Source organism: Winogradskyella sp. (assembly GCF_965228925.1).
GTDB lineage: Bacteria > Bacteroidota > Bacteroidia > Flavobacteriales > Flavobacteriaceae > Winogradskyella.
On sequence record NZ_OZ245845.1, the window covers coordinates 434,528 to 456,188 of the forward strand.

Below are 21,661 nucleotides of genomic sequence, written 5' to 3' on the forward strand. Positions count from 1 at the left end.
TTCTCTTTTAAGATATAATTGACTTTTATAGCAATGAGACCGACGTCATGCCTTCTGCCTCGTAATAATCATCAACCCCGTCGTTGGTGTTCTGAACATTGGCCAATGCCAAAGTAAGGTCCTGGGCATAAAGTGTATGTATGCCAAAAAAACATAGGAGCATTGTAAATGTAAATCGTTTCATTTTTTTGTTTTTAAGTAGGTTTGCTTGTAAAATTCTTAGCATCATATTTGGGTATTGCTATTAGTTTTTGATGAGTCGTTTGAAGATTGCACCTGATGCCGTAACTAATTCAATAAAGTATAATCCATTATCATAGGGCCTCATATCTACGGCATTATCTGTAACATCCTCTAAGCTTAGAATACGTCTTCCCTTTAGATCATAGACATTGACGGTATAAGACCCTTCAATACCTTCGATGTAAAAATGGTCCCGTGTCGGGTTGGGATAGAGCCCAACCGACGCCTCGTTGTAAACTGTTGTGCCGAGTCTGCTTACCACTGCCCCGGAGCAATCATAGCTATCGTCAATTATTTTTACGCCTGGAGCATAAATACAATCTGCTATGGTCCCTCCGCCACAGGCTGTATAGAACTGATCTTGGAATAGGCCGTCGCTAAAGAAACAGACATTGGCATCGGCATTGACATCCGCGTAGCGCAGCTTAATATGCATTAACAGCTTTGGCGTGGCGGTGATCTGTAGCTCGGACACCGTCTCTAGGCCTTCCAAAGCGATGTTCTGTTGAAAGGACAGCGCTACTCTCGAACCCGTGTTGTCGTTCTTTATAAAGTACTTGTACGCTGGTGTGGATGCACCAAACGAATACCCTAATATGGAACCTTCTGGTTGGCTGTACTCTATATGACCATTGGCCTGCACATGCTCGCCAAAGGCGGCGGTATTGTAATCTAAATACAGCAGACCTGAGCCCACATAGAAGTCTTCATCGCTTTCTATCATGATATCGGCCTCGTAATAATAGTCCGTATCATCACTGGTCATACGTGCATTGGCAAAGGATAGGGTGATACTTGGAGGTAAGGGGTTGTGATCTGGGTCAGGTGCACCTCTATATTGTCGGCCTTGACCGAGATTTGGATAGATTACGTCAAAGACATCCGATAACTGAACCTGAGAGTTAATATTTGCGTCCGCATCGTTATACCCCTCAGTTCCCAAGGATCCATAAACATAATCGGTATCCGAAAATGATACCTGTGCATTATTATCACAGTCCCCCGCATACATCCCATAGCGCCCATTGGGCAATAGCGCCACTCCATTAAGAGCACCTGCTATCAAATTAGGATCTGTGGATAGATCTAGTATTGTCGTTGCTGCACCTATGCTGTGTGTTGAAGCTGTTATAATACCCAGGTGATTACGGTGATTCACGGTGACATAATAATGGTCAGGTTGTACATTAAACACCAAAGGGGAACTGCCATCTACGGCAACCACATCGCCATCGCGTTGTAATAGTGCGGATCGGGAGCCGACAACTAAATTGCTATTATCTCGAAGTTCTACCCAAACCCAGTCTACAATGGCATCTGCTCCTGCAACTGCGCTAAAGGTCGATGCCCCTCCTACTTCTAATCCATCACCGTAAGGCGATATTAGCGGCATAGACTCCCAGTCCGAAACTCTTAGCTCATCATGCATAAGGTCCTCTTCACCAGATATAGGAGTTAAACTGGCGCCTTGTAAATATGCTTTAGGGCTTAAGGTTACAAAGGCACATGCCGTTGACCATCCACCGTCAGTAATTCCCCAATTATACGGTGGTTGTACCAAAATGTCGTATGCCTCATAGCTTGAACAATACTCGCTGTTACCGGATGAGAAACTTAAGCCTGTTGGAATCTGTGCCTCACCAAGGTCTAGGGTACTCCACCCCAGGAGCAAGGCATCATAGTTAGCTATGGAGAGGGTTACCCCATCAAACATAGATTGCATCTCGGTTACTGCGCTTATATCCCACTGACCAAGATTCTGATCAAAGGATAAGGCATTTTGAAACATATAGTCCATAACAGTCACAGAACTCACATCCCAAATCCCAAGATCCTGGTTGAACGTAGCAGCTTCGGCAAACATTCCGCTCATAGCCATGACATTACTTATGTTCCAATTCCCGATGTTTTGATTGAAGGATGTGGCCTCAAAGAACATTCCTCTCATATCGGTTACATTGCTCACATTCCAGATCCCGAGGTCTTGATCAAAGGACGAGGCTCCTGAAAACATAGACTCCATATTGGTCACACTACCCACATCCCAATGGCCTATAACGCCATTCATAGAAGAAGCTCCTTCAAACATATAAGACAGATCCGTGACCCCTGAGAGGTCTGGTGCATCGGTAGCTGATATATTAAGATTGGAACAACCCTGAAAAGCACGTTCCATAGAGGTCCAGATATTGTCTCCCCACTGGGTGATGTCGATGATTTTGTCACTATCGCCAGCGTTTAGAAAATAGATACGTGGGAAGTCCCCAATAATACGCACGGTGTAGGTATCAGCAGTAGTGTAGCTATGTGTGGCATCTCCAGTGAGCCCGGTATCAGTCGTACCGTCCCCCCAGTCTACCGTATAGTTATAGCTGATTCCCGAAAAGGTTGGGACGGTGATACTCTCATTGTCCGAGCTCGTTTGCCATTTGGTGATAAATGCTGTACAGAATGAATCATAACCGCCATCGTTGATGTTCCAGCCGTGATTGCTTATCAAGTTTTGACGAGCAGCCTGCCCTTTACAATGCAGGCTATTTCCAGCATGGAAGTTAAGGTTCGTAGGGACCTGTGCCTCACCAGGATCTAAGGTACTCCAACCCAGAAGCAAAGCGTCATAATTATCGACAGACAAGGTGACACCTCTAAACATATCATTCATCCATTGAACCGAACTCATATCCCAACTCCCGAGGTCCTGATCGAAGGCTGGAGTAGACCTGAACATAAAACTCATACTAGCCACAGCGCTCACATCCCAATTTCCGATATCCTGATTGAAGATTGTATTGTAGAACAAACCCGTCATACTGGTCACGGAACTCACGTTCCAAGCTCCAATATCTTGATTAAAGGCCGTCGTATCAGAAAACATATGACCCATGTTGGTCACAGAACTCACATCCCAAGCTCCTATATCTTGATTAAATGGAGTTCCTGTGAACATAGCATACATATTGGTCACAGCGCTCACGTTCCAGGCCCCAATGTCTTGATTAAAAGACGTAAAATAGAACATATAGCCCATATCAGTCACAGCACTTACATTCCAACTCCCGAGGTCCTGATTAAAGTCTGAAGCACCATCAAACATATAGCGCATATTAGTCACAGCACTTACATCCCAATTCCCGATATCTTGATTAAAGACAGATGCTTCATAAAACATACCAGACATATCAGTCACAGTGCTTACATCCCAATGGCCAATATCAGCATTCATGGAGTAAGCTTCAAAGAACATAGAAGATAGGTTGGTGACGCCGGATAGATCGGGTGCATCGGTAGCCGATATGTTGAGGTTGGTACAACCTTCAAAAGCACGATCCATAGACGTCCAGGGATTATCGCCCCATTGAGCGATGTCGAATAATCTGTCCCCACTGTTAGCGCCAGTGAAATAGATACGCGGGAAGGTCCCAATAATACGCACCGTATAGGTAGCGACATCAGTATAGGTGTGTGTGGCATTTCCGGTGAGCCCGGTATCAGTGGTACCATCCCCCCAGTCTACGGTATAGTCATAAGTTTCCCCGGCGAAGGTCGGGATGGTGATCGTCTTATTGTTTGATCTTGTTCGCCATTTGATGACAAATGCTTTACAGTAGGGGTCATAACCGTCATCTAATATGGTCCAGCCGTAATTATCTATCAAGTTTTGACGGGCTTCCTCGCCTGAACAATATTGGCTAGCACCTCCAGTGAAATTAACATTGGGCGTTAAGTTTAATGTGCTCCACCCCAGGAGCAAGGCATCGTAATTAGCAACAGACAGGGTAACATCATCAAACATACTGTCCATATCTTGGACTGAACTCACATTCCAACTCCCAATATCCTGATTAAAAACTGATGCGGAATCGAACATATGATTCATATCTGTTACAGAACTCACGTCCCATCCTCCTATGTCCTGGTTAAAAGCAAAAGCAGCTGTGAACATATAATCCATATTGGTCACAGTACTCACATCCCAATGCCCAATAGCGCTATTCATAGTGGTAGCATATTGAAACATATGAGATAGGTGGGTCACCCCTGAAAGGTCTGGTGCATCGCTAGCTGATATATTGAGATTAGCGCAGCCCCGAAAAGCACTTTCCATAGAGGTCCATGGATTGTCGCCCCACTGTGTGATGTCGATTATTTTGTCTCTATCACTAGAATTATAAAAATAGATCCGTGGAAAGGTCCCGCTGATGCTTACCGTATAGGTGCCAGCAGCACTATAGGTATGCATGGCGTCTCCGGTGAGTCCGGTTTCAACCGTACCATCCCCCCAGTCTACCGTATAATTATAGGTATCGCCCGAAAAGGTCGGGATGGTAATACTTTCATTATTGGAAGTGGTTTCCCACTCCGTAATAAAATCCGTGGTATTCTGTCCTTGTAACCGAACGCCAATGAGAAGCATTATGATTATGCTCGCTATTTGCAATGTTGTTTTAGATACTTTCATGACACAATTGGTTCTAATTCTTGATCAACTTAAATGTCTGACTTGCCTGTCTTGTGCGCAATCTTACAAGGTAGACGCCATTTACATAGTGGCTTATATCTATTGTTTCCAAATCTGTTGTAGTAGTCATGATGAGCTGTCCAGTAATGTCGAAGACTTCTATACGCTCTAAGCTATCGCCCACCCCTTTGATGGTAATCCTGTCTTTTGTTGGATTTGGATGGATCGACCAGGTTGTTAGTTCGGTCTCTGAAGTACTTAGGGTGCTGCAACTACTGTCGATACCACCATCTATAATGGTCCAATCGTAATTGTCTATCAAGTTTTGACGGGCAGCCTCCCCTGAACAATACTGGCTATTTCCAGCATCGAAGTCTCTATGTTGAACAATATACACTTCTCCGGGGTCTAAGGTACTCCAGCCTAGGAGTAAAGCATCATAATTCGCGGTAGATAGAGCTGCTTCCTTAAACATATAGTCCATATCTAGGACTGAAGTAGTATCCCAACTTCCGATATTCTGGTCGAAGGCTAAAGTATAACTGAACATACCACCCATGTCTTCGACCGAACTTACATCCCAACTTCCAATATCTTGATTGAAGGCATAGGCATAAGTGAACATAGCACTCATATCAGTCACAGCACTTACATTCCAACTCCCAATATCCTGATTAAAATCTAATGTATTAGCAAACATTAGCTTTAGGTTAGTCACAGCACTTACATCCCAACTTCCGATATCTTGATTAAATACTGAAGCACCACTAAACATATTCCTCATATTAGTCACAGCACTTACATCCCAAGCTCCGATGTCGCTATTAAAGACAGATGCTCTGAAAAACATATAGCTCATATCAGTGACAGCGCTTACATCCCAACTCCCAATATCTTGATTAAAAGCTGTAGCATAATAAAACATATGGCTCATAGTAGTCACCGTGCTTACATCCCAATGACCAATAGCACCATTCATAGCGTCAGTAAAATAGAACATATAAGACAGGTCTGTAACCCCCGAGAGGTCTGGTGCATCAGTAGCCGATATATTAAGATTAACACAGCCTAAAAAAGCCCGTTCCATAGAGGTCCATGGATTGTCGCCCCATTGGGTGATGTCAATTATTTTGCGACTATTGTTATTGATAGTGAAATAAATACGTGGAAAGGTCCCACTAATGCTTACTGTATAAGTACCAGCAACAGCATAGGTATGTATGGCATTTCCTGTGAACCCAGTATCAATGGTACCATCCCCCCAGTCTACTGTATAGTTATAAGTTTCCCCCGAAAAGGTCGGGACGGTAATACTTTCATTATTAGTGGTGGTTTCCCACTTCGTAATAAAAGGAATCGTAATGTTGTTAACCGGTAAGGAGGTCGCATTTTCATTATATATTGAAGCATTTAAATTTGCAAATACCTGCGACATATATGAAAACCCATGCTGATTGGAATCCTGAGGTTTCAATGCCCCAGTGTAGTCACTGGGATTGATTAAATTGTATGTATTAGCAGTAAATCCCTTAAATGGAATTGCGATGTAGCATAATAGCAAAAGTAATGCTAGGTAAGGAGGGTAATTTTTCATTTGACTCTTTTTATTACACCCGTAGGTTGTTGTGAGAGCAAATGTATTTTTACATACTTCTACGAGCCCTATAATTGCAAGGACAATAGGGGGACAGACTTAAGACAATAGGGGGACAAAAATTGAATTAAGATGTAAACCCCTAATAATCAAATGGGTTATAGAGATTAAAAATTTCGAAGAAAAGCGTCTAAATCATCTTCAGGATCAAGTCTAAGCTTTTTTCGCAGTCTATATATCCCTTTTTTAACAGATGAAATATCAATATTTTGCAATGTTGCAATGGCTTTATTGTCTAAACTCATCTTTACAAGGGTACATAAGCGAACTTCATTTTTTGTTAAATCTGGGTATTTTTCATTCAATTCCACATAAAAACCACTACTTACTTGTTCAATGTGTTCGTGAAATGGTTCGGTGCTTTCATCAATACGAATCTTCTTTTTAATCTCTGATTCTAAGGCTTCAATTTCCTTTTCCCGATCTTCACCTTTCGTTCCAATTATACGTTCCATTTTTTCTTCCAAAATTCTCGACCATGCGATGTTCTCCGAAATATTAAATGCAAACCGCGTAAGATCCTTCTTTTTATATTCAATTTCCTTATTTAGCATCTCATTGGTCATGTCGGCCAGAGCCTTCTTATTTTTAGCTATTTCCGTTTTCTGTTTGTTTTTTTCACTATTAAAATAGAAGAGTAGTCCAACGGCCAACAGTATCAACGACAAAATGCCCATCCAAAGGAATTGCGCCTTCTTTTCAGAATCCAATAGTACCAATTCATCGTTCTGCTTCTGGATGAGTGCGTCCCTTTTTGAGGTCTCGTACAAGGTTTGATAGTATGCTAGGGCTCTAGCTTGATCAATTTCCTGGATAGAATCTTTGATTCGACTATAGTTTTGAAGATGATAATATGCTTTTGCAGGCTGGTTTAAAGCACTATAAATCTCCGCTAACAACTTACGGGCATGGTTAGAAAATTGATGATTCTTGGACGTCTCAACTACAGAAAGTAGTTTTAGCCCACTTACCTCAGCCTGCTCTAATTTGCCCTCGGCAAGTAGTATTCTAGTCTCGCATTCCAAATAGTCATTATTCATGACGAAGTTATTATCCGATTTCTGAAGCAAAGCTTCTAGTTGTTTAAAATAAACTTTCGCCACTTTAAGACTATCTAGATCCAAATAACTATTGACTAAGGCTTTAACTGCAGGGGTACGGGTATGCTCAAATTCTGGATGCTTTTCAATAAGTCTTAGTTTTTCTTTGCTCAGACGAATACAACCTATATAATCTTCACTTCTATAAAGATTTGTAGCTCGATTTCCCAGATTATAAATAGTAATCCCCGGATCATCCATCAATAGAGACAATTTATGAATCGCATCAAATTCCTTCTCAGCTTCTTCATAGAACTTATTCTGACCATATAATATAGACAAGCCCATTCTTACCCTTAAGATCCTTGCAGAATCCTTTTTGCGTAAAAATGCCTCGAGTGCTCTTTGGTATTCTTGAGAGGCCGTAGCAAACTTCCCCATCTCTGAGAGCGCAAATGCCTTATATGCTTTGATCTCGAATGACTGAATCGTATCTTTATCAGCTAGGTATAACTGTTCCGATCGCTCATAACAGTCCACTGCTTCTTGCTCAAATCCAGAACTAAAATAGCTAAACCCCCCAGCTGCATAAAGCGTAGCTAATGCTGAACTATCTGTTACCTTCCAATTCTTTTGTAATGTAGCCTTAAACATATCCAAACCTTTTTCAGCATTTTGGTTTTTGTTTGATATAAAGACGATAAGGTCTCCCGTCCTTCTGGTCGCAATATTGTAATCCTTTAGCTGTAAAGCCAGTTGAATCGTTTCATTAGCAATGGAGTCAAATTTGAACGCCCTACGGTATTTGGTTATCCCTGTCAAGCTATCGAGCAGTATGAGTTTGTCCTTTCCTTTGGCACTTTCTATTTTAGATGTCAAGGCATCTACCATAGATGGAAGATCTCTTTCTTGAGAATGGCCAAGTAGCGCCATTCCAAGCATTAGGCTAATAAATACTTGCTTATACATCATCGATATTTTTATGATTAAAGATAGAAATTAAAAACACATGTTCTGTATTAAACTTAACGCAAAAGCGGTGCTAGATAAGTAGGGTGATTTTTCATGTGGCTCTTCTTTATGGCACCCGTAGACTTGGGTTGTGACGGGCAAATGTATTTTTACATGCTTCCACAAGACCCATAATTGCAAGGACAAAAGGGGGACAGATTTAAGACAAAAGGGGGACAAAAATCTTATTTGGGCGTAAAAACCCAATAATCAGGTATATTATATAAATTAAAAATTCCGAAGAAAAGCATCTAAATCATCTCTGGATCAAGTTCAAGCTTTTCTCAGTCTATATATTGTAGAAGAGCTTATTTTGAAAAACACCTTCAGAAATGCGTGGTCTTATTCCAAAAAACAAGTGAGTTTCTTTTTTGAAACTCGCTCGCATTTCACCTCAACAGTGTTTTGTTTGTACTCAATAGGAATCCTCTTTGACAATTACTGTAAAGCATCGTTTTGTCTATTTGACAAATAATACCTTAACGTTTATAAGGTCTTGACTAAAGAAATATTCTTATCAACATAGCAAACTTTAGGTCCATACTTGATAAATTAATTGGCTTATCTATGACATACTAAAACCCAAATATACGAGGCAACCATAAGCTCAATTCCGGGACATAAGTAATAATGATTAAAACGGCAATCATAATCAAAAACAAGGGCAACAATGGTCTAACCACCTTCTGAATGCTTAGGTTGGCTACGCCACATCCCACGAACAATACCGAACCCACCGGTGGTGTACAGAGCCCAATACACAAATTCATAATCATAATGACTCCAAAATGAATGGGATCAATGCCGATATCAGTGACAATAGGCAAAAATATAGGTGTAAAAATCAGTACTGCTGGTGTCATATCCATAAAAACGCCAACAAACAGTAAAATAAGGTTAATGATAATCAGAATGACTACAGGATTATCACTAATGGCCAATAATCCCGTACTAATTTCTTGCGGAATACTTTCGTAGGACATCACCCAGGACATCGCCACAGAAGTAGCGATAAGCAACATGACGATGGCATTGGTTTTGACGGTTTCCAACAAAATAGAAGGCACATCGTTAAGCGTTATTTCCTTGTAAGCAAAAGCTAGTGCGAAAGTATAAATCACCGCAATGGCCGAAGCCTCTGTTGCCGTAAATATTCCTGCAACAATACCACCGATAACAATGACCAATAAAAGTAAACTCGGAAGGGCAGCTATAAAGCGCTTAAAGAATATTTTGATACCCACACTTTTTTCGGTAGGATATTTTTTAATGTAGGCATAAATAGCTGCGACCATCATCAGCGCCAAACCTATGAGGATTCCTGGGACATAACCAGCCAAAAACAATGCGGCTATGGAAACACCTCCACTAGCCAGTGAATAAATAATAAGAATATTACTCGGTGGTATAATGAGACCAGTGGTTGCACTAGTAATATTTACTGCAGCGCTAAAGGATTTATCGTAGCCTTCCTTTTCCATCATAGGGTTCATAAAGCCCCCAATGGCGGAAGCGGCTGCCACCGCAGAACCCGAAATGGCACCGAACAACATACAAGCCATAATATTTACAAATGCCAGTCCGCCAGGTAGCGGCCCAACAATAGCCTTAGCAAAATCGATTAACCGCGTGGCAATACCACCACGATTCATAATTTGACCAGCTAATATAAAAAATGGGATGGCCAACAAGGCAAAACTATCTAAAGACGTGGCCATACGCTGTGCCAAAGTGGTCAAAGCAGGCAGTAATGGTAGAGATACAACCAGTGTAAATAATGCTGCTAAGCCAATACTATAAGCAATAGGTACGCGCAAGGATAGAAAAACAATAAAACTTATTACAAGTATGAGCACCTGAGTATAATCCATAGTATTACATCATTTTAGTCTTTTGTCGATAGGAATCAAAGCTATAATACACCATTAAAATACCACTGACGGGAAGAACGAGATAGACAAAAGCCAAAGGTATTTTTAAGACTGCTGATTTTTGATCAAGTACCCATGTCAACCAACAAAGTCTTATACCACCAACGACCATAACCAAAACAGCAAATACAATGACAGAAACGGTCACAAATCCGAGAAAGAATCGTGGTGATTTTGCAAGGGTGCTCTTAGGAATAAGGTCGATAGCAAGATGTAACTCTTTTCCCGTAGCATAGGCGGCACCAAACAAACCCAACCATATTAAGGCATAACTAGCTATCTCATCGGTAAAGGTACTAGGTGCGCCCAATACATAGCGCGAAATCACCTGCCAAGCCACTGCCATTAACATCACTAGGATGACTAAAATCAACAACCGTTCTAGAAAAGCGTCTATAGATTTTCTCATTAGTTCATACTTTTGATATTTCTGATTAATTTTTGAGCTATCGAATCCCCTTTGAACATATTCATGATGGCTCTTGTTTTTTCGGAAAAGGGATGCTTATCGGGATAGTTCACTTTAACACCTGCCTTTTTTATGGTTTTAAGTGCTTCCTCCTCTGCTTTTCTCCATAATTCCCGTTGAATGATAGCCGATTCGTCTGCTGCCTCTTGAAGCCACTGGCGTTCTCGTTCATTAAGTCTACTCCAACGTTCAGTGCCGATAAGCAGAATATCAGGAACTGCAGTATGCTCATCAAAACTGTAATATTTACAAACTTCATAATGCTTAGAAGTAAAAAAACTTGGTAAATTATTTTCCGCCCCATCAACAACGCCCTGTTGCAATGCCGTGTACAATTCACCCCAAGAAATCGGTGTTGGGGCACCACCGAGTTGATTGACCATCGCTACCGCCATATGACTCTTTTGGACCCTAATTTTTAAACCCTCTAAATCGTCTGGACTGCCAATAGCTTTGGTCTTGGTATAAAAGCTTCGACTTCCAGCATCGTAATAGCAAAGCCCCATGAGTCTATAGTCACCCCCTTTATGCAACAAATCCTTACCAATAGTACTATCATAAAAATCATAAGAATGCTGCCTATCCCTAAAAAGATATGGAATACTCAATACTTTATAATCAGAAACAAAATTTTCCAAAACCGCTGCAGACACCTTTGTAATATCCAAACTACCTATTTGAAGCAACTCCAAACACTCACGTTCTGCACCCAATTGACCACTTGGATAGAGTTTTACAATAAGTTGGCCGTTGGATTTTTCTTCAAGCCTCTTACCCAATTCAACCATGGCCTTATGAACAGGATGATTGATATCCAATCCATGAGCAAGTCGCAAAACTTTCGTGTTTTGCTTTTCGGCACAACCAAAAAAAATCAATCCGACTGATAAAACTAATATAGCTGCTAATCTATTTATCATTTTAATTTCTAATCGTCTTTATGAGCATCAAGGTATCTTGAATCTTATTTGTTAGACCTGTAAAGGTATCACCTTCAAAATCCGATGCCTTAAACAATTGTGAACCCATCCCGACACAACAGACACCGGCGTTAAACCATGCCGAAAGATTCTCTTGTGTAGGCGCTACACCACCCGTTGGCATTAGCTTAATTTGAGGCAACACCGCTTTAGTAGCCTTGACAAATGCCGGCCCTAATACATTTCCAGGAAACACTTTAATGACCTTACATCCCAATTGCGTCGCCGTATATACTTCTGTTACCGAACCACAGCCGGGAATATACATGCTATTGTTGGTTTTGGTGTACTCCACAATTTTAGGAATTAATGCAGGGGAGACGATAAACTGTGCACCGGCTTCATAAAAAGCTTTTGCACTAGCAGTATCAAAAATAGTCCCTATTCCTAAAACCAAGTCCTTGTATTGCTCAGCATATTTATTGAGTTCGGCAAATACCGCTAAGGCATTAGCACCTCTATTGGTAAATTCAAATACACGGATACCCGCTTCATAACTGGCATCAAGCACCTTTTTTGCAATGGAAATATCGGTATGGTTAAAAACTGGAATCATACCCGTTTCTTCCATAGCAACTACAATTTCTTCTTTTGAAAAACGACTCATAATTCTGATTTATCTCGCTACACGACCCGAAGCGTCACCACCCATTAATTTTTCCACTTCTTCTACGGTGACTTGATTGGCATCTCCCTTAATCGTATGCTTTAAGCAGGATGCCGCTACGGCAAAATCCAAGGCTTTTTGGTCATCGCCAGAATACGTGATAAGGCCATAAATCAAGCCTCCCATAAATGAATCGCCACCGCCAACGCGATCAACAATATCTGTAATCTGATATTGACGTGTATCATATAGCTTATGGCCATCATAAAGTACGCCTGCCCAAGTATTATGGGAAGCAGAAATGGAACCTCTTAATGTTGTAATGACTTTTTTTGCTCTAGGGAATTTTGACATCATCTGTTGGCAAACAGATAAAAATGCCTCAGCCTTAACATCGTGCCCGTGCTTGTGCACGTCTAAACCTTCGGGATGAATACCAAAATGTTTCTCGGCATCTTCTTCATTGCCTAAAATAATATCGCAATAAGCGGTGAGCTCTGTCATGATGTTTTCACGATGCGCATCATCACAATAGGTCCATAGTTTAGCCCGATAATTCAAATCTGTAGAAATAGTGATCCCCTTTTCACTGGCTATTTTGCAAGCTTCAAGACAAGCATCCGCAGCACCTTGTGATATAGCAGGCGTAATTCCGGTCCAATGAAACCATTGACAATCTTTAAACACCTCGTCCCAATCCACCATTCCTTTTTGTATGGTTGCCATACCAGAATGCGCACGGTCATAGACAACCTTACTTCCCCTTGCCACAGCACCCGTCTCCAAAAAATAAATCCCCAATCGCTCACCACCCCAAATGATTTGGTCAATAGTTACGCCTCGTTTTCGTAATTCCATCATCGCACATTTTCCTAAATCATTATTGGGTAAGCGTGATACAAAACTGACGGGGATACCATAGTTTGCCAATGAAACAGCAACATTAGATTCGCCACCTCCGTAGATGACGTCAAATGTGTTTGTTTGTGAGAACCTTAAGAATCCAGGCGGTGCCAACCGTAACATAATTTCACCAAAAGTCACTACGTTTTTCATTGTTAATATGGAATTGCTGTCTTTTAAGTTTACTATATTTAATTACAAGTTTATTTTTTAGAACGCGCTTTTTTAAGAAAAAAGCAATTAATCATCCAAATTTTAGTGATTTTTCAAAAAAAATACATTGATAACGAGGTCAAATCTACAATTTTTGTTTACTTTGTGCAAACGATTGCGCATATATTTAAAAACTAATTTTCGCTTTGAAAACCCTAAAGTTGCATAACGCCGATAATTGTGCTGTAGCCTTGAAAGCTCTTGCTACTGGTGCTATTGAAACTATTGACGGAAGGGTTTTAAAAATCAAGGAAAACATTAAACCCAAGCATAGGTTTACTCTTACGGATATTCCAAAAAATAGCGCCATTATTATGTATGGAATAAAAGTTGGTAAGGCCATCACCCCTATTGAGACTGGACAACTTTTGTCTATAAAAAACGTAACACATGATACCGAAGACTATTTGAACGACGTCGCCTCCATTGAAAATAAAACCATTGAAACTCGTGCTTTTAAGAATGTATCATTCAATGGGTACTACCGGAAAGATGGTCTTGTTGGGACTCAAAATATCTGGTTAGTGCTACCCTTAGTGTTCTGCGAAAACCGCAATATTAAAATCATGGAGGACGCCTTTCTCGAAGAGTTAGGCTTCAAACGGCCCAACAGTTACAAAGCTCTAGTCCGTTCATTAATGAACAAAGAAAATACCGAACAGACTACAGTTCAAAATCGTTATTTCAAAAATATCGACGGTATCAAATTCTTAACGCACCATTCAGGCTGTGGCGGTACACGCGAGGATGCTCAGCTCTTGTGCCAGCTCATTGCTGGTTATATCGCAAATCCTAACGTAGCGGGCGCAACGATACTAAGTTTGGGCTGCCAAAATGCACAAACCAGCCTATTGAATGAAGCACTTGAAAAATTACATCCTGCCACAGAAAAGCCTTTACATATTTTTGAGCAGCAACACTTGGGAAGTGAGGAAACTTTATTGACTGAAGCCATTACAGCTACGTTTAAAAGTTTGACAGAAATTAATACAATTGAACGACAAGCTGCCCCATTGTCAAAATTAGTGATTGGTCTAGAATGTGGCGGTAGTGATGGGTTTTCAGGGATTTCGGCAAATCCTGTCGTAGGACATTTAAGTGATATTATTGTAAGTCTAGGCGGTTCTAGCCTTTTAGCTGAGTTTCCAGAGCTATGTGGTGTCGAACCTCAACTCAAATCACGGATGAAAAACCCCAATGACGTTAAAAAATTTGATGATCTAATGACGACATACGCAGCTCGTGCTGAAGCCGTAGGCAGTGGTTTTGATATGAATCCGTCGCCAGGAAATATTAAAGATGGACTCATCACCGATGCTATGAAAAGCGCAGGTGCTGCCAAAAAAGGGGGTAGCATGCCCATATCAGGCGTTCTGGATTACACCGAACAAATCAAAGCGCCAGGTCTCAACTTGCTATGTACACCAGGCAACGATGTGGAAAGCACTACTGGACTTGCTGGTAGTGGCGCAAATATCATTCTATTTACCACAGGATTAGGAACACCTACAGGTAACCCCATAACCCCTGTAATTAAAATTAGCAGTAATAATGAGCTGGCAGAACGCATGCCAGATATCATTGATTATAGTGCGGGGGATATCATTACCGGCGAAAAAACGATAGCAGCCTGCGCTCACGAACTGCTCGACATCATAATCGCTATTGCCAGTGGCAACAAACAAAGCAAAGCACAACAATTAGAACAAAACGACTTCATCCCTTGGAAACGAGGAATTTCATTATAATTATATGGATCAATTATTTAGTTTAAAAGGAAAAACAATTGTCATCACAGGCGGCACAGGCGTTTTAGGAAGTGAATGGGCCGGTTATCTATCTAAAAACAGCGCCAATGTGATTGTCTTAGGACGCACTCAAGAAGAAGCAGAAACAGCTAAGTCACAATTGGCCGAAAAAGGGCTTTCTGTAGAAGCTTATCCCTGTGATGTCACCAACGAAGCGGCATGCAACAATATAGCGCAACAAATCAAAGCCAAATATGGTAATATCGATGTGCTGATTAATGCTGCTGGTGGCAATATGAAAGGGGCCACTATCGCAGCAGACCAAAGTTTACTCGATAGCGATACCGATGCCTTGCGTACCATTATTAATTTGAATTATATTGGAACGTATTTGGCAATTAAAGCCTTTTTACCACAATTTATAGAGGCCAAAAAAGGTACTATTATCAATATTTCTAGCATGAGCGCCGAAAAACCGCTTACACGCGTCATGGGCTATAGTTCTTCCAAAGCAGCGATTAATAACCTAACACAGTGGTTGGCCGTAGAATTCGCACAAAAATATGGTTCGGGCATTCGCGTCAATGCCATTGCACCAGGATTTTTCCTAACGGCACAAAACAAAGAACTACTGACTAATACTGATGGTACTTATACAGAAAGAGCCCATCTCATCATTGACAATACACCTATGAACCGATTTGGTGAACCAAGCGATCTTTTAGGCGCCATGCACTTTTTATGTAGCGACGCCTCACAATTTGTAACGGGAACAATACTACCAGTAGATGGTGGGTTTAGTGCATTCTCTGGTGTATGATTTTGTTTAAAAACAAGAGAATAGAAATAAGACGAAAGACGTAAAAAACAGAATGCGGGAAAAGATTTCCGCTTTCGCGAAAATAGAATGAAAAGACTAGAACAAACTATGCGTTGGTATGGCCCTAAAGACCCTGTAGTACTTTCCGACATTAGACAGGCCGGAGCTACCGGCGTAGTTTCGGCACTACATCATATACCTAACGGCGAATTATGGACACTTAAAGATATTGACAATCGTAAGTCCGAAATTGAAAATGCAGGACTGACATGGAGCGTTGTGGAAAGTATCCCTGTGCATGAGGATATTAAAACCCGGAGCGGGAATTATGCTACATACATTGAAGTCTACAAAAACTGTATTCGGAATCTAGCAAAAGCCGGAATCCATACAGTGTGCTACAACTTCATGCCTATCCTCGACTGGACACGTACCGATTTGGCTTATGAATTAACCAACGGCGCTAAAGCCTTGCGTTTCGAAATGGCAGCTTTAGTGGCCTTTGATGTTTATATCCTTCAGCGCCCTTATGCTGAAAAGGACTATACACAGGCACAACTGAAAACTGGAAAGAACAGATTTAATGGAATGACATCATCAGAAAAAGACGAACTTACCAAAACTATTATCGCAGGCTTGCCGGGAGCAGAGGAAGGCTATACTTTAGAGCAATTTCAAACGCAACTGGACAAATACAAGACGATTGACCATAAAAAACTTGCTTTGCACCTTAAGCTGTTTCTGGATGAAATTATTCCTGTTTGTGAGGAAGTCGGTGTAAACATGTGTATCCATCCAGACGACCCCCCATTTGATATTTTTGGCTTACCGAGAGTGGTAAGCACAGCATCGGACATTGAACGTATTTTTAGTGAAACGGAGAGCCCCAACAATGGCCTGACCTTTTGTACGGGTTCCTTTGGCGTTCGTGCTGATAATCATTTACCCGAAATGGTGCGCCAATTTAAAGACCGTATCCATTTTATTCATTTACGGGCTACCCAACGCGATACGCACGGTAACTTCCAAGAGGCAGATCATCTAGACGGTGATGTGCCCATGGTTGAAGTCATGAAAGCGCTCATTGCTATGCAACAAGAAAAGGACCAAGCCGTACCTATGCGACCTGATCACGGCCATCAGATGCTGGACGATTTGCATAAACAAACCAATCCAGGCTACACGGGAATTGGCCGTCTAAAAGGACTAGCGGAATTAAGAGGTTTGGAATTGGGATTACACCACACGTTTTAATGAGGTGGTTTTGTTACATATCACTTTTGCTAATTCTGGCTTCCTGTTCAAAGGAACAAAAGCTTGAAACCGTCACCGTTGCCCAATTTTCAGCATTTGTTGACGCCACCGGCTATGTGACCGATGCCGAAAAGTTCGGTTGGAGTATCGTACAACAAACCGTGTATGATTTTAAAACACAGCCAGGCGCTACTTGGCAGAAACCAGATGGTATTACTCTAGCGCAACCACAGTTTCCAGTTACGCAGGTAAGTTATAACGACGCTAAAGCCTATGCCAAATGGGCCAACGTTCAACTACCAAATTATCAAAAGTTTTGGGAACACGCTTGGCAGGACAAACGCAAAATAAACACTAACAATAAGGCTATCAAACCTGTTGCCAACAGCAACCTTATAGGTAATGTTTGGGACATTACAGAACCCATAAAAGGAGAACAAATCAGACTGGCTGGCGGCAGCTACCTCTGTGATGAAAGCACTTGTAACGGCCGTGACCCATACAGAGAATTGTATGTTGATAAAATGACGGGAAATACCCATATAGGATTTTCAGTATTGAAATAATGATGAGAATAGGTTTCAAAATAATAGGATTGCTTTTTGTATTCGCTTTGGCAAAAGGGTGTAAACAACTGCCAAAAGAAGACCATAAAACAGTCATAGAAAAACCAAATATCCTTTGGATTGTTTCCGAAGATAACAGCCCTTGGATTGGTGCCTATGGCGATGCCTTAGCCAATACCCCAAACTTGGATAAGCTGGCCAAAAATGGCATTCTATTTACAAGCGTCTACAGCAATGCCCCAGTTTGTGCCCCATCACGAAGTACGCTCATTACGGGCATGTATGCTAATGGGTTGGGTACACAACATATGCGCAGCACCTATAGTATTCCTGATAGTATACGCTTTTATCCTGAATTTTTACGGGAAGCAGGATACTACACCACTAACAACGTTAAAAAAGATTACAACACCTTAGACCGTGAACAGGCTTGGGACGAGAGCAGTAAAACCGCTACCTATAAAAACAGACAAGAAGGTCAGCCGTTTTTTCATATCCAAAATTTGACTATATCTCATGAAAGCCGACTACACCGTGATAGCATTCCAAAAACAGATGTGAATGCCATAAAGCTCTATCCCTATCATCCAAATACACCCGAATTGCGTAAAGACTATGCCGTGTATTACGACCGTATGCACGATTTGGACACTCAAATTGGAGACATCTTAACCGAGCTTAAAAACGAAGGACTAGCAGATGACACCATTATTTTTTACTATGCTGACCACGGTGGTCCAGTGGCGGGCACCAAGCGTTTTGCCACCCAACAAGGCTTAAATGTGCCACTTATTGTTTATGTGCCAGAAAAGTACCAGCACTTAACGACGTTTATCAACGGCTCTACTGTTGACCATACCATCGGGTTTATTGATTTCCCACCAACTTTGATGCAGCTAACGGGTATAGACATCCCAAAACAATTTCAGGGCAAACCCTTCTTAAACCATGAAAGTGACAAAAATTTGGTTTTCGGCTTTGCCGATCGTATGGATGAAAGTACTAATATGACACGTACAGTAACCGATGGCGACTATCGCTACACGCGTAACTATTTTCCGCAGCAACCTTACGGCACACATATTCAAACACTATGGAAAGCCCCAGGTATGCGCAGTTGGCATCAGGAGTTTCTTGATGGACGAACCAATGAAGTACAGTCGGCTTTTTTTCAGCCGAGACCCTTTGAAGAGTTGTATGACATCAAAAACGACCCATTTCAAACAAAAAATTTAGCTTCGGACCCAGGGTTATCTCATGTAAAAAAACGACTTTCGAAGGCATTGCACCAATGGCAAATCGACATTAAAGACACTGGCTTTATCCCTGAAGTCATGCTTCAGAATTTAGATGAAGACGGCCACGCATTTACTTATACGCAGTCTGCAGACTACCCGATTGGGGCCATTATAGCACTGGTCGAAAATGTGAACAAGGCCCCAGACAAACACCGAAAAGATTTTCTGGAGGTCGTAGTATCATCAGAGAACACCGTGATACAATTCTGGGCGGCCCAAGGCTTATTGAGGGTGGATGGGCTTAGGACTAAAGAACTCTTGACATTACAGAAGTCGATACACCGTGTACAACCTGAAATAGGGATTGTATTTGCCGAAACGCTTTTCCAAAACGATGAAAAAGAGGAAGCCGTAGAATTTCTATCGAAAATGCTGAACAGCCCTAAGTTGATGCATCGGGTACAAGCCTTGAATGTGCTGGCAAGAATGAAAACTTTACCAACAACTTTCAATGCTAGATTAGAAGAAATAGGTGCAAAACGGGAAGGAGGCAAGCATGCGTATGACATGCGAATTGCGAATTATTTGTTGCATAAAAACAAACTGAGGTAGACGGGATAGGATCCTCTCCTAAACAGGAACAAAACCAAAGCGTTGGCAGGATGATATCCTTGCTTTCAAAGGAATTTATGAAAATACTAGGTATAGCCGCAAACTTTTTAAAACCAGGCGAAGAGCGACCTCCCATTTCACAATGGCAGAACCTTTTCATCAAGGCCAGTTCGTCACTGCATAGTGGTGAGACCTTTAGCTATCCTAAATTCTCAAAAAATGTATGGCACGAAATGGAGCTCGTTATAAAGCTTTCGCGAAAGCTTAAAAATGCCTCTTTAGAGGACACTGAGTCAGCCTACGACGAAATTGCTTTAGGCATGGACTGGACGGCAAAAGATATACAAAATGCTTACAAAGCAAAAGGCTGGCCTTGGGCCATCTCTAAAGGTTTTGATCAGGCTACCATGGTGTCTGAGTTTTATCCAAGAAACCATTTTGGCAACCCAGAGCATTTGAATTTACGATTTGAGGTCAATGGTAAAGTTGCCGAAGAAGGAAACACCAAAGACCTCAAAATACCGATTGCTCATATCATCAAGTTTGCCTCACAATGCATGACCTTGTATCCTGGCGATTTAATCATGACAGGTGCACCACCCAGTCCTGGGCCTATTGACATTGATGACGTTTGCAAGGGTTATATCAACAACCAGTGTTTACTGGATTTTAAAGTGATTTAAGTATGAATAAACGAAGACATTTTTTAAAGAACAGCTTAATGGTCGCTGGAGCATTATCCGCAGCACCTGCTTTTGCCAGTGAGCAGATGCTCAACCAGGTGCAGCCAAAACTACAATCTAGCGTTAAGGACGCCTTGCAATACATCAACATCAAGGACATCGAAATCATCAAGCTTAAGGGCGATAAAAAAACGCCTAAAACTTGGAATGCGATTAAAACGTCGGGCGGTAAAGAGCCCACGGCTACCTATCTAAAAATTACTACAGATCAAGGCATCACCGGATACACCATGACCAAGGGCAACAAGGACGATATTGTGAAGTACGCCAAAAAAATAAAAGGCCTCAATCTGTTACATACCGAAAAAGTGTGGCACCACATGTTTTTTCATAACCGAAAACCTGTAGCTAAAGGTAAGGAAATTCATGCCATAGGTTCGGTAGATTTGTGTGTTTGGGATATTGTGGGCAAGGCTTTGGGACTTCCTGTGCATACCGTTTTGGGGACACATAAAGAACAAGTACTCGCCTATGCAGCTGGAGGCTACTATGCCGAAGGCAAAACGGCCAGCGATTTGGCAAAAGAGATGGAAAGCTATGTCAAGGAAGGCTTTAAATATGTAAAAATCAAGGTAGGCTTTTTGGATGCTAGAGAAGATGCAGAGCGTATTAGAACAGTGGCCAAAGCTATAGGAACCGATGCCCGCATTATGGTCGATGCCAATAACGGCTATAAAACAGCAGCTGATGCCATCCGTTTTGGGCGTATGGTAGAAGATTTGGACTTATACTGGTTTGAAGAGCCTGTAGCACCAGACGATTGGCGTGGCAATGCTGAAGTACGCGAAGCTTTGGACATTCCCATCGTAGCAGGTGAAAATGAATATACGCGTTGGGGTGCTAGGGATTTAGTGGAAAACCATAGTTGTGATATCGTAAACATCGATACCATAAAAGGTGGCGGGCTCACTGAAATGAAAAAAATCGCAGCGCTTTGCAGTGCCTATCACGTGGGCATTGCGCCGCATGGGTATGCACACATGAACATCCATGCCGTGGCAAGTATTCCCAATGCCATGATATTGGAAACCTATCCAGCCAAGTCGAGGGATTTTAATCCCTTTTTAGAACCATTTCCCGTTAAGAATGGTTATGTCGATGTGCCCACACAACCGGGTTTGGGCATGGATATCGCCCCAGAAATTCTAAAAAAATACCGTGTAGGATAAG

The 21,661-nt window shown here is 41.6% G+C and carries 16 protein-coding genes; 7 read left to right on the forward strand and 9 right to left on the reverse strand.

Going from position 1 to position 21,661, the window contains the following annotated elements:
• Positions 1–25: 25 nt before the first annotated feature.
• The 9 genes from ACO052_RS01585 to ACO052_RS01625 form a co-directional block, all read right to left on the reverse strand.
• A complete protein-coding gene (locus tag ACO052_RS01585; protein ID WP_422106261.1) occupies positions 26–184 on the reverse strand; it encodes a hypothetical protein in 159 nt (52 codons plus the stop codon).
• 60 nt (positions 185–244) lie between these two features.
• Positions 245–4,702 carry a BspA family leucine-rich repeat surface protein gene (locus ACO052_RS01590; RefSeq protein ID WP_422106262.1) on the reverse strand — a complete coding sequence of 1,486 codons (4,458 nt, stop codon included), beginning with the start codon at positions 4,700–4,702 and terminating at the stop codon, positions 245–247.
• A gap of 13 nt (positions 4,703–4,715) precedes the next feature.
• A complete protein-coding gene (locus ACO052_RS01595) occupies positions 4,716–6,296 on the reverse strand; it encodes a BspA family leucine-rich repeat surface protein (protein ID WP_422106263.1) in 1,581 nt (526 codons plus the stop codon).
• A 167-nt stretch (positions 6,297–6,463) separates the two neighbouring features.
• Positions 6,464–8,368, reverse strand: a complete 1,905-nt coding sequence (locus ACO052_RS01600; protein WP_422106264.1) for a hypothetical protein — start codon at positions 8,366–8,368, stop codon at positions 6,464–6,466.
• Positions 8,369–8,982: 614 nt separating this feature from the next.
• On the reverse strand, positions 8,983–10,278 hold the full coding sequence (locus tag ACO052_RS01605) for a TRAP transporter large permease (RefSeq protein WP_422106265.1): 1,296 nt from the start codon (positions 10,276–10,278) through the stop codon (positions 8,983–8,985).
• A 4-nt stretch (positions 10,279–10,282) separates the two neighbouring features.
• Positions 10,283–10,747 (reverse strand): TRAP transporter small permease, encoded by a 465-nt coding sequence (locus ACO052_RS01610; RefSeq protein ID WP_422106266.1) that lies wholly within the window; start codon positions 10,745–10,747, stop codon positions 10,283–10,285.
• On the reverse strand, positions 10,747–11,643 hold the full coding sequence (locus tag ACO052_RS01615) for a TRAP transporter substrate-binding protein (RefSeq protein WP_422106267.1): 897 nt from the start codon (positions 11,641–11,643) through the stop codon (positions 10,747–10,749). Before ACO052_RS01615 ends, ACO052_RS01610 begins: the two co-directional genes overlap by 1 nt.
• A gap of 85 nt (positions 11,644–11,728) precedes the next feature.
• Positions 11,729–12,394, reverse strand: coding sequence for a bifunctional 4-hydroxy-2-oxoglutarate aldolase/2-dehydro-3-deoxy-phosphogluconate aldolase (locus ACO052_RS01620; protein ID WP_422106268.1), 666 nt, complete (start codon positions 12,392–12,394; stop codon positions 11,729–11,731).
• 9 nt (positions 12,395–12,403) lie between these two features.
• Entirely contained in the window at positions 12,404–13,450 is a 1,047-nt protein-coding gene (locus ACO052_RS01625) for a PfkB family carbohydrate kinase (RefSeq protein WP_422106269.1), read from the reverse strand.
• 206 nt (positions 13,451–13,656) lie between these two features.
• Here ACO052_RS01625 and ACO052_RS01630 point away from each other — a divergent pair, with 206 nt between their 5' ends.
• From ACO052_RS01630 to ACO052_RS01660, 7 genes are all read left to right on the forward strand, one after another.
• Positions 13,657–15,258 (forward strand): UxaA family hydrolase, encoded by a 1,602-nt coding sequence (locus ACO052_RS01630; RefSeq protein WP_422106270.1) that lies wholly within the window; start codon positions 13,657–13,659, stop codon positions 15,256–15,258.
• 4 nt (positions 15,259–15,262) lie between these two features.
• Positions 15,263–16,078 carry an SDR family oxidoreductase gene (locus tag ACO052_RS01635; protein ID WP_422106271.1) on the forward strand — a complete coding sequence of 272 codons (816 nt, stop codon included), beginning with the start codon at positions 15,263–15,265 and terminating at the stop codon, positions 16,076–16,078.
• Between the two features lie 87 nt (positions 16,079–16,165).
• Positions 16,166–17,332, forward strand: a complete 1,167-nt coding sequence (gene uxuA, locus ACO052_RS01640) for a mannonate dehydratase (RefSeq protein WP_422106272.1) — start codon at positions 16,166–16,168, stop codon at positions 17,330–17,332.
• The gene (locus tag ACO052_RS01645; RefSeq protein WP_422106273.1) at positions 17,332–17,898 is read left to right on the forward strand and encodes an SUMF1/EgtB/PvdO family nonheme iron enzyme; all 567 of its coding nucleotides are present in this window, start codon (positions 17,332–17,334) and stop codon (positions 17,896–17,898) included. Before uxuA ends, ACO052_RS01645 begins: the two co-directional genes overlap by 1 nt.
• A complete protein-coding gene (locus ACO052_RS01650) occupies positions 17,898–19,748 on the forward strand; it encodes a sulfatase (RefSeq protein WP_422106275.1) in 1,851 nt (616 codons plus the stop codon). Before ACO052_RS01645 ends, ACO052_RS01650 begins: the two co-directional genes overlap by 1 nt.
• Positions 19,749–19,798: 50 nt before the next feature.
• Positions 19,799–20,431 carry a fumarylacetoacetate hydrolase family protein gene (locus tag ACO052_RS01655; RefSeq protein WP_422106276.1) on the forward strand — a complete coding sequence of 211 codons (633 nt, stop codon included), beginning with the start codon at positions 19,799–19,801 and terminating at the stop codon, positions 20,429–20,431.
• 2 nt (positions 20,432–20,433) lie between these two features.
• Positions 20,434–21,660, forward strand: coding sequence for a mandelate racemase/muconate lactonizing enzyme family protein (locus tag ACO052_RS01660; protein ID WP_422106277.1), 1,227 nt, complete (start codon positions 20,434–20,436; stop codon positions 21,658–21,660).
• Position 21,661 lies beyond the last annotated feature (1 nt).

Coding starts and splice junctions, on each gene's coding strand:
- ACO052_RS01655 (WP_422106276.1), top strand. CDS start 19,799: ATGATATCCTTGCTTTCAAAGGAATTTATGAAAATACTAGGTATAGCC.
- ACO052_RS01645 (WP_422106273.1), top strand. CDS start 17,332: ATGAGGTGGTTTTGTTACATATCACTTTTGCTAATTCTGGCTTCCTGT.
- ACO052_RS01585 (WP_422106261.1), bottom strand. CDS start 184: ATGAAACGATTTACATTTACAATGCTCCTATGTTTTTTTGGCATACAT.
- ACO052_RS01620 (WP_422106268.1), bottom strand. CDS start 12,394: ATGAGTCGTTTTTCAAAAGAAGAAATTGTAGTTGCTATGGAAGAAACG.
- ACO052_RS01605 (WP_422106265.1), bottom strand. CDS start 10,278: ATGGATTATACTCAGGTGCTCATACTTGTAATAAGTTTTATTGTTTTT.
- ACO052_RS01625 (WP_422106269.1), bottom strand. CDS start 13,450: ATGAAAAACGTAGTGACTTTTGGTGAAATTATGTTACGGTTGGCACCG.
- ACO052_RS01600 (WP_422106264.1), bottom strand. CDS start 8,368: ATGATGTATAAGCAAGTATTTATTAGCCTAATGCTTGGAATGGCGCTA.
- ACO052_RS01635 (WP_422106271.1), top strand. CDS start 15,263: ATGGATCAATTATTTAGTTTAAAAGGAAAAACAATTGTCATCACAGGC.
- ACO052_RS01660 (WP_422106277.1), top strand. CDS start 20,434: ATGAATAAACGAAGACATTTTTTAAAGAACAGCTTAATGGTCGCTGGA.
- ACO052_RS01610 (WP_422106266.1), bottom strand. CDS start 10,747: ATGAGAAAATCTATAGACGCTTTTCTAGAACGGTTGTTGATTTTAGTC.
- ACO052_RS01650 (WP_422106275.1), top strand. CDS start 17,898: ATGATGAGAATAGGTTTCAAAATAATAGGATTGCTTTTTGTATTCGCT.
- ACO052_RS01590 (WP_422106262.1), bottom strand. CDS start 4,702: ATGAAAGTATCTAAAACAACATTGCAAATAGCGAGCATAATCATAATG.
- uxuA (WP_422106272.1), top strand. CDS start 16,166: ATGAAAAGACTAGAACAAACTATGCGTTGGTATGGCCCTAAAGACCCT.
- ACO052_RS01595 (WP_422106263.1), bottom strand. CDS start 6,296: ATGAAAAATTACCCTCCTTACCTAGCATTACTTTTGCTATTATGCTAC.